Here is an 8794-nt window from a genome sequence, read left to right as displayed (position 1 = left end):
CCGCTGCGGATCACACGGTGACCGCACCCTGAGTCCCTGGGCGACCCAGCGCGGACGAATCCTTTCGACCCAGCGCTCGACATCGCCGACGCCATGGTGTTGAATCGTTAAACACCCACGACCTCGAGGAAGAGACAGTGCCTGCTATGCCAGCTGTGCCCGCGACCATCGACACGCTTGCTGCCGAGCTCCGGACCGATTCGCCGTTCGTCGCCACGCCGACACCACGTCTGACATGGACCGTGGCCGATCCCGACGGTGGCTGGCTCCAGGCATGGGCCGAAATCCGCTCCGGCGAGACGAGCGCCCGCGTGGAAGGCCGGGACAGTGTGCTCGTCGACTGGCCGTTCCCGCCGCTGACTCCAGGCGCATCGGTGGCGGTGCAGGTGCGTGCGGGCGCCTCCGACGGCCGCGAGACCGACTGGAGCGAACCGCTCGAGATCCGCGCCGGTTTCCTGGCTGCGGGCGACTGGTCGGCCGCACCCGTCACACTGGCCGACCCTCACGAGCGTGCCCGCCCCGCACTGCTGCGCACCACCTTCGACTCCGACGACATCACCTCCGCCACCCTCTACTGGACCGCGCTCGGTGTCGCCGAGATCCGGATCAACGGCACCCTGATCGACGAGGACGTCCTCTCGCCTGGTTGGTCGGCTTACCAGCAGCGGCTGGTTCACGAGACCGTCGATGTGACCGACCTCGTCCGCGCGGGCACCAACGCGATCGCCGCCGAGCTCGGCGGCGGCTGGTACACCGAGCGCTGGGGCTTCCGGGAGAACGCCGCCGAGATCTACGGCGGTCAGCCTGCCCTCGCACTGCAGCTGAACCTCGTGCACGCCGACGGCCGCACCACGGTGATCACCACCGACGAGCAGTGGCGTGCGCACGCCAGCCCCACGCAGGCCAGCAGTCTCTACCAAGGTGAGTCCTACGACGGCCGCGAGGCCGCCGCCCTGGCCGGCTGGGACCAACCGGACTTCGACGACTCGGCGTGGACCGCCGTCGAACGCTCCGACGGGGCTTTCCGCGAGCCGGAGGCGCGCGTCGGTCCGCCGGTGCGGCGGACCGAGGACGTGGCGGCGGTCGAGGTGATCACCACGCCATCGGGTGCCACGGTGCTCGACTTCGGGCAGAACCTGGTCGGCCGGTTGCGGCTGACCGCACGTGGTGAGGCCGGGGCCACGATCACGCTCAAGCACGCCGAGGTGCTCGAGCACGGCGAGCTGGGCACGCGCCCGCTGCGGTCCGCGGCGGCCACCGACACCTGGACCCTCGCGGGGACCGGCGAGGAGACCTGGGAGCCACGGTTCACGTTCCACGGGTTCCGGTACGCGCAGATCGACGGATGGCCGGGCGAGATCGACCCGACCGACGTCGTGGCCGTGGTGCTGCACAACGACATGGACCGCACCGGCACCTTCACCACCAGCCACACGCTCCTCCAGCAGCTGCACGACAACGTGGTGTGGGGCATGCGCGGCAACTTCCTCGCAGTGCCCACCGACTGCCCGCAGCGCGACGAGCGACTCGGCTGGACCGGCGACATCGAGGTGTTCGGACCCACCGCCGCCTCGTTGTACGACGTGCGGGGCTTCCTCACCGGGTGGCTACGCGACCTGGCGCTGGAACAGTCGGCTGCTGACGGCGTGGTGCCGTTCGTGGTCCCGAACGTGCTCCAGCTCAGCGGTCGGGTCACACCCGCGGCAGCGTGGAGCGACGCCGCCACGATCGTGCCGTGGACCCTCTACCAGCGGTACGGGGACCTCGGCGTGCTGCGCGAGGCCTACCCCTCGATGCGGAGCTGGGTCGAGACCCTGCTCGAGATCTCCGACGGCACCGGGCTCTGGGAGGGCGCGTTCCAGTTCGGCGACTGGCTCGACCCTGCGGCACCCCCGGACCGCCCGGCCGACGCGACGACCTCGGTGGACGTGGTCGCGGGCGCGTACCTCGCACTGTCGGCGCGGATCCTCGCGGATGCGGCCGAGGTGCTGGGCGAGCCTGCCGACACGACGCGCTTCCGCGCGGCCGCGGAGCAGGCACGCGAGGCATGGTGCGCGGAGTACGTCACGCCGGCCGGCCGGATGATGTCGGACGGCCAGACCGCGTACGCGATGGCGATCGCGTTCGACCTGGTCACCGACACGGATCAGCGGCAACGGCTCGGCGACCGGCTGGCCGACCTCGTGCGCGAGGACGGCTACCGGATCGGGACCGGGTTCGTAGGCACGCCGATCGTGTGCGACGCACTGACAGCGACCGGCCATCTCGAGGCTGCCACCCGACTGCTCACCCAGACCGAGAACCCCTCGTGGCTGTACCCCGTGACGATGGGCGCGACCACGATCTGGGAGCGCTGGGACTCGATGTTGCCGGACGGGACCATCAACCCGGGCCAGATGACCTCCTTCAACCACTATGCGCTCGGCGCCGTGGCGGACTGGATGCACCGCGTGATGGCCGGCCTGGCGCCCGCCGAGCCGGGCTACCGGACGCTCCGGATCGGCACCCGACCGCTCGTGGGGATCGAGTCCGCCGCCACCACGCTCGACACGCCGTACGGGCATGCGCGCGTGGGGTGGGAGCTCGACGGCGACACGGTCACCGTGCGCGCGGAGGTACCGCCGAACACCACGGCGCAGGTCGACCTCCCCGGGGTCCCCGCCACCGAGGTGGGCTCGGGTGCGCACACCTGGGTGATCGCCGCTCCCGAGGCCCCCACAGCGCGGCGCCCCCTCACGGTGGACTCGCCCTCAGCGGCGATCATCGACGACCCGGAGGCCTACGCACTGGTAGCCGAGACGATCGGGCGAGTCACGCCGTCGAACCTCGAGGCCTTCCACCGAACCAGGTGGAGCGAGCGAGCAACTCTGCGTGAGAGCGTGCGCTACGCCTCGAACGCGCTGGTCGAGGAGCTGAACCGGGCGCTGGCGACCCTGCGCTGAGGCGTCGGCACTGCTGGGCTCGGGCCCGCTCAGGCGATGAGTGAGCGGGCGGTGTTCGAGTCGGTCACGAGGACATCGATCCAACCGCCGCGCGCCGCGGCCCGGATCGCCTCGACCTTCCGCTCGCCGCCCGCCACTCCGATCTTGCGCGGGACCGCGCGCAGGGTGGCTGCGTCGATGCCCAGCACCCGCCGGTGCAGGTCGCTGTCCACCAGCGCACCCTCGGCGTCGAAGAAGTTCAGGCACACGTCGCCAACCGCGCCGAGTGCGCCGAGAGCGTCGAGATCCTGCTGCGGCAGGGCGTTGCCGGAAGAGACCAGCAGGGGCGAGGGCTGCACGCTCCCGATGCCGACCAGTACCACGCTGAGGTCGGTCCAGGCGGCCACCACATCGGCCACGTAGGGGTCGGCCAGCAACGCGTCACGGACCTGCTCGGTCGCGACCACGCCCGGGGCCGGGAAGTACATCGCCTCGCCGCCCGTCACCTGCGCGAGCCTGTCGGTGAGCCTGGTGGCCTTGACCTGCACGGACGCGGCGCCGACGCCGCCGAGGATCTGCACGACCTTCTCGGCGCCGCGGCTGGGTCGCGGTGCCATCGCCTCGACCACCGCGAGCAGCGAGGCCGACCACGAGGACAGCCCCACGCGCTCGGTGGGCATCAGGGTGCTCTCGAGGTAAGCGGCACCGGCGGCACCGATCGCCGCCAGCGAGGTCGTGTCGTCGGAGGTGGAGGAGCCGGCGACAACCACGTCCGTCAGCCCGAGGGTGCTGCGCACCTCCTCCTCGAGATCGGCGAACGATCCCGGGGGCGCCACCACCACCGTGCGCACGATCCCCCGCGTCACCGCCTCTTTGAGCAACCGCGAGACGCGCGACTGCGACACGTGGAGCCGCTCCGCGATCTCCGGCTGACGCAGCCCCTGCTCGTGGTACATCCGCGCGACCTTGACGAGCATCGACAACCGATCTTCGGGCATGGACCGAGGGTAACGGCCCGCATTCTCACCATAAGGACGGAGAAACGTTATACCAGCCGATTCTCCTACGCTGAGCGAGCATGAGCGATCCCGCTCCTGCCACCGTCGGCAGGATCCCCCTGGTTCCCTACGTCGTCGACCATCATCAGCGAGTTCCCTCGCCTGCAGACCTGTCCCTGATGCTCGATCGGCCCGCCGGTCGTGACGGCTTCGTCCGCGTTCGAGACGGCCACCTCGTCAAGCCCGACGGCGAACGGCTGCGCATCTGGGGTGTGAACCTGACCGGCTGGACCGAGGGCTCCACGCTGCTGCCGCCGAAGGACGAGGCCCCGATCTGGGCGGATGCGCTCGCGCGTTTCGGCATCAACTGCGTGAGGTTCCACTTTCTCGACATGCCCACGCGCGACCCCGAGGTGAGCGTTCCTCCGAGTTCTCCACGCGCACGACCGGCCGGGCTCATCGACCGGCACCACGATCACACGCAGGCGTTCGACCCCGAACAGCTGGATCGGCTCGACTTCTTCGTGGCCGAGCTGAAGGCGCGCGGCATCTACACGAACCTCAACCTCAACGTCGGCCGTACGTACAAGGCCGGCGACGACGTCCCCGACTGGGATGCGGTGCGGATCTGGAAGGGCATGACGTTCATCGGTGAGCGCCTGATCGAGCTGCAGCGCGACTACGCGCGGGACCTGCTGACTCACCACAACCCCTACACCGGCACGGAGTACCGACACGAGCCCGCCGTCGCGATCGTGGAGATCGTCAACGAGAACTCGCTGTACGAGTTCTGGATGCGCAACTGGCTACGCGGCGAGCGGGGGGACGATCGACCGGACATCCAGCTGGACCTCACGCCGTTCTACGCGGAGCGGCTCGACGAGATGTACCAGCGCTGGCTCGCGGAGAACCGCACGACCGATCAGCTGGCGGAGCTGCGCACGCTCGCCGGGGTGGCGGCGGGCGATCCGGTCCCGCGGCTACGCCGGGAACAGTTCGCTGACGCGCCCGCCGCACAGTTCCACGCCGAGGGTCAGTTCTACGGCGCCGTGGAGCGCGACTTCTTCGTGGGGATGAAGGACTACTTGGTGGACGAGCTCGGCGTCGAGTCGCTCATCGTGGGCTGCGCGGATCACACCTATTGGATCCCGAACCAACCGATCCTGCAGGGCCCGGCTCAGCTCGACGTGGTCGACGGACACGTCTACTGGCAGCACCCGGCGATCTGGGGCGCCCGCAATACTCCGATGGTCAACGACCCGCTCAGTTCCACGATCGTCAAGCTGAGCCGCTCCCCGATCGCGGGCAAGCCCTTCACGGTCAGCGAGGTCAACCACCCCAGCCCCAACGAGTACGCCGCCGAGATGATCCCGATCCTGGCGTCCTACGCCGCGTTCCAGGACTGGGACGGGATCTTCTTCTACACGTTCGAGCCCAAGGCGCTCGGCAACCACCAGCGGTACGTGGCAGACAACTTCGACATCACGCTCGACCCGGTCAAGATGATCCAGATGGCAGCGGGTGCGCTGATCTTCTCGCGCGCCGATGTGCAGCCGGCGCGGGAGGTGGCCACACGCTCGTACTCCCGTGAGCAGGTTCTCGAGACGATGCGGCTGCCGGAGTCCGAACGTCCGTACTTCACGCCGGGTTTCGCCACCTCCACTGCACTACGGCACGGGCTGCGGATCGAGTCGCTGGGCGGCGAACCCACGGCCGAGTACCCGCCGGAGCAGCCCGGTCCGTATCGCAGTGACACCGGTGAGCTCGCCTGGCATGCCTCGTCCGAGCATGGTGGCCTCGTGGCGATCGACACCGACCGCACGCAGGCGCTGGTTGGCTTCGTGAAGGCCAACGGCATCGCGACGCGTCACCTGGCCGCCGATGTCTCCAACGAGTTCTGCGCTATCACGCTCAGCTCGCTGGACTCCCGACCGATCGCCCGGAGCGAGACGCTGCTGCTGACAGCGTGCTCACGCATCGAGAACACCGGCACGCAGTGGAACGAGCGGCACACGCTCTGGGACACCTGGGGTGAGGGACCCACGTTGATCGAGCCGGTGACCGGCTGGCTGGTGCTGAAGGATCTTGAGGGTCCGGTCGATATCCAGGTGGTCGCGCTCGACGGCGCCGACCGTCCCATCGGTGAGCCGGTGCACGGGCGTCGGCTCGAGATCGGCTGGGAGATCCCCCTCGGCGACCGCCCGACCACGCAGTACCTCGTGCACGTGATCCGGTCGGCCGAGCAGGCGCAGCGGCTGACCGAGGGCGGCGAGCGGTGGAGCTTCTTCGGATGAGTGAAGCCCGAGACCTGACGCTCTGGTACACGCGCCCTGCGGACCGGTGGCAGGAGTCGCTGTTGCTCGGCAACGGCCGGCTCGGCGCGTGCGTGTGGGGCGGCATCGACCACGAGACCATCAACCTCAACGAGGACACGCTGTGGACCGGTGAGCAGAGCTACCGGCCCAATCCGGCGGCGCTGCCGGCACTGCCCGAGGTGCGCCGGCGGCTGCTGGCTGGTGACTACGCCCAGGCGCAGGAGCTCGCGGCGGACGCGCTCGGTGGGCTCGGCGGCACGGGCATGTACATGCCGCTCGGTGACCTGGTGCTCGACTTCCCGTTCGACCCTGCCGCCGTGACCGGGTACCGGCGTGATCTCGACCTGGACACCGCGACCGCGCGCGTGACCTTCGAGCACGGCGGCGCCCGGCATCAGCGCGAGGTCTTCGTCTCGCACCCCGGTCGGTGCCTGGTGGTGCGGATGGGCGCCGATCGTCCTGGGTCGGTTTCGTTCAGTGCGTCGCTGGCGAGCCAGCTCCGTCACGAGCGGACCGCCGACGGCGGTGTGTCGCGTCTGTTCGGTCGGGCACCTGTGCAGGGGTTCGGGTACAGCGGAACGCTGCGCGAACCGATCTACGACGATGGAAAGGATCCCGCCGGCATGCGGTGGGAGGCGCAGCTGGCCGTGAGCCACGAAGGCGGCAGCATCCGTGTCGACGGTGACGGCACGGTTGTCGCGAACGGGTGCGATGCCGTGACGCTGATGGTGGTCGCGAGGACCAGCTACAACGGCCCCGACGCCAGCCCCAGCCGCGATGGCCTGGACGAGACCGCGCTGTGCAGGGACGATCTGCGCGCCGTCGCCCACCAGGACGTCGGCAGACTCCGAGAAGCGCACGTGGCGGACCATCAGCAGCTGTTCCGGCGCGTGTCGCTCGACCTCGGGAACGACCCGCTCGCCTCGGCGCTGCCCACCGACGAGCGCCTGCGGCGGTATGTGGCCGGCAGCGGCACCGACCCTGGCCTGGCGGCGCTGTACTACCAGTTCGGCCGCTACATGCTCATCTCCACCTCACGGCCAGGGAGTCAGCCGGCGAACCTGCAGGGCATCTGGAACGTCACCCTCAACCCCGCCTGGGGCTCGAACTGGACGATCAACTGCAACGCGCAGATCAACTACTGGCCGGCTGAGGCGGCGAACCTGGCTGAGTGTCATGAGCCGCTGCTGGAGCTGACGCGCGAGCTCAGCGTGAGCGGTGCGAGGGTTGCGGCGGATCACTACGGCGCCCGGGGCTGGGTGTCGCACCAGGGCACCGACGTGTGGCGCTACGCGGCGCCGGTCGGGAACAACCCGCAGTGGTCGAACTTCGTGGCGAGCAATGCCTGGCTCTCGCAGCACCTGTGGGAGCACTACGCGTTCTCGAACGATCTCGCCGAGCTGCGCCGGGCGTGGCCCGCGATCCGCGGCGCTGCAGCGTTCCACCTCGACATGCTGGTCGAGGAGCCGAGGCACGGGTGGCTCGTGACGGCACCGGACATCAACTTCGAGAACATCTGGGTCGACGCCGAGGGCCGTACCGGCTCGCTGGCCTACGGCACCACGCCCACCACGCAGATGGTGCGCGAGGTCTTCACGCATGCCATCCGCGGCTCGCTGCTGCTGGACGAGGATGCCGACCTCCGTGCCGAGATCGAAGCGGCGCTCCCGCGCCTGGCACCGATGCAGATCAGCCCGACCACAGGGCAGCTGCAGGAGTACCTCGAGGACTGGGGTCGGCAGATGAAGGCGGAGGTGCTCTCGAGCTGGGGCGCGGTGTGCAGTGCACAGCTTCACCCGCGCCGGTCGCCGGAGCTGGCCGCCGGGTTGCGCCGCATCTTCGACACCGAGCGATGGTGGGAGGAGAAGCCGGATCCACTCCAGGGTCCATGCCTCGGCAGCTGGGAAGGTGCCTTCCAAGCCTGCAGCTACGCGCGGCTCGGCGATGGCGACATGGCGCTCACGATCCTCGATCTGCACCTGCAGAAGGCGGTGCAGCCGAACCTCGGCTCGAAGTTCATCGGCCATGCGCCGAACGATCCGATGTTCCAGGTCGACGGCAACCTCGGGCAGACCGCCGCCATCAACGAGATGCTGCTGCAGAGCCATCTCGATGACACCGATGGCACTTCCGAGATCGACCTCCTCCCCGCGCTTCCGGGGCTCTGGAGCCAGGGCGAGGTCCGGGGGCTGCGCGCCCGCGGCGGCTTCGAGGTGGATCTGGCGTGGCGCGCCGGCGCTCTGAGCTCCGCGCGGATCCGGTCGATCACCGGCACCAGGACCCGCGTCCGCTACCGCGACCACACGCTCGACCTCACCCTCGCCCGAGGCGAGGAACACGAGCTGAAGATCGACCGCGAGACCTGACGTCCGCCGTCGGCCCCTCGCTGTGGACCGACCGCCCGCCCAACCCGCGCGACTTCGTACCCAACACGCGACTTCGTATCGTCGGGCGTACGAAGTCACGCCGTAGGTACGAATTCGCGGCCGGGCGGCGATTGCGAGCTCGACGGCGGCTGGTCGGGTCAGCCCTTGACGGCGCCGCTGGTCATGCCGGCCAC

Annotated in this window: 4 protein-coding genes; 3 read left to right on the top strand and 1 reads right to left on the bottom strand. The window is 69.6% G+C overall.

Features of this window, described 5'->3' with window-relative positions; genetic code table 11:
• Window positions 1-146: 146 nt before the first annotated feature.
• Window positions 147-2942, top strand: a complete 2796-nt coding sequence (locus ACOJSN_RS07365) for a family 78 glycoside hydrolase catalytic domain (RefSeq protein ID WP_420111856.1) — start codon at window positions 147-149, stop codon at window positions 2940-2942.
• 29 nt (window positions 2943-2971) lie between these two features.
• Here the strand turns inward: ACOJSN_RS07365 and ACOJSN_RS07360 are convergent, their stop codons facing one another.
• On the bottom strand, window positions 2972-3919 hold the full coding sequence (locus ACOJSN_RS07360; RefSeq protein ID WP_420111855.1) for a sugar-binding transcriptional regulator: 948 nt from the start codon (window positions 3917-3919) through the stop codon (window positions 2972-2974).
• Window positions 3920-3999: 80 nt separating this feature from the next.
• Here ACOJSN_RS07360 and ACOJSN_RS07355 point away from each other — a divergent pair, with 80 nt between their 5' ends.
• Both ACOJSN_RS07355 and ACOJSN_RS07350 read left to right on the top strand, forming a co-directional pair.
• Window positions 4000-6213 (top strand): hypothetical protein, encoded by a 2214-nt coding sequence (locus ACOJSN_RS07355; protein WP_420111854.1) that lies wholly within the window; start codon window positions 4000-4002, stop codon window positions 6211-6213.
• Window positions 6210-8600: a glycosyl hydrolase family 95 catalytic domain-containing protein gene (locus tag ACOJSN_RS07350; RefSeq protein WP_420111853.1), complete on the top strand. Its 2391-nt coding sequence runs from the start codon at window positions 6210-6212 to the stop codon at window positions 8598-8600. The genes ACOJSN_RS07355 and ACOJSN_RS07350 overlap by 4 nt, the downstream gene beginning before the upstream one ends.
• The last annotated feature ends 194 nt before the right edge of the window (window positions 8601-8794 follow it).

The sequence above is a fragment of the Pseudactinotalea sp. genome (genome assembly GCF_048594945.1).
Lineage (GTDB): Bacteria > Actinomycetota > Actinomycetes > Actinomycetales > Beutenbergiaceae > Pseudactinotalea.
Note: the sequence above shows the minus strand (reverse complement) of the source record. Positions and strands in the feature narration are given on the sequence as shown.

Bases quoted from the DNA above. Each gene is read 5' to 3' on its own strand.
- ACOJSN_RS07360 (WP_420111855.1), bottom strand. From the start codon at position 3,919: ATGCCCGAAGATCGGTTGTCGATGCTCGTCAAGGTCGCGCGGATGTAC.
- ACOJSN_RS07355 (WP_420111854.1), top strand. From the start codon at position 4,000: ATGAGCGATCCCGCTCCTGCCACCGTCGGCAGGATCCCCCTGGTTCCC.
- ACOJSN_RS07365 (WP_420111856.1), top strand. From the start codon at position 147: ATGCCAGCTGTGCCCGCGACCATCGACACGCTTGCTGCCGAGCTCCGG.
- ACOJSN_RS07350 (WP_420111853.1), top strand. From the start codon at position 6,210: ATGAGTGAAGCCCGAGACCTGACGCTCTGGTACACGCGCCCTGCGGAC.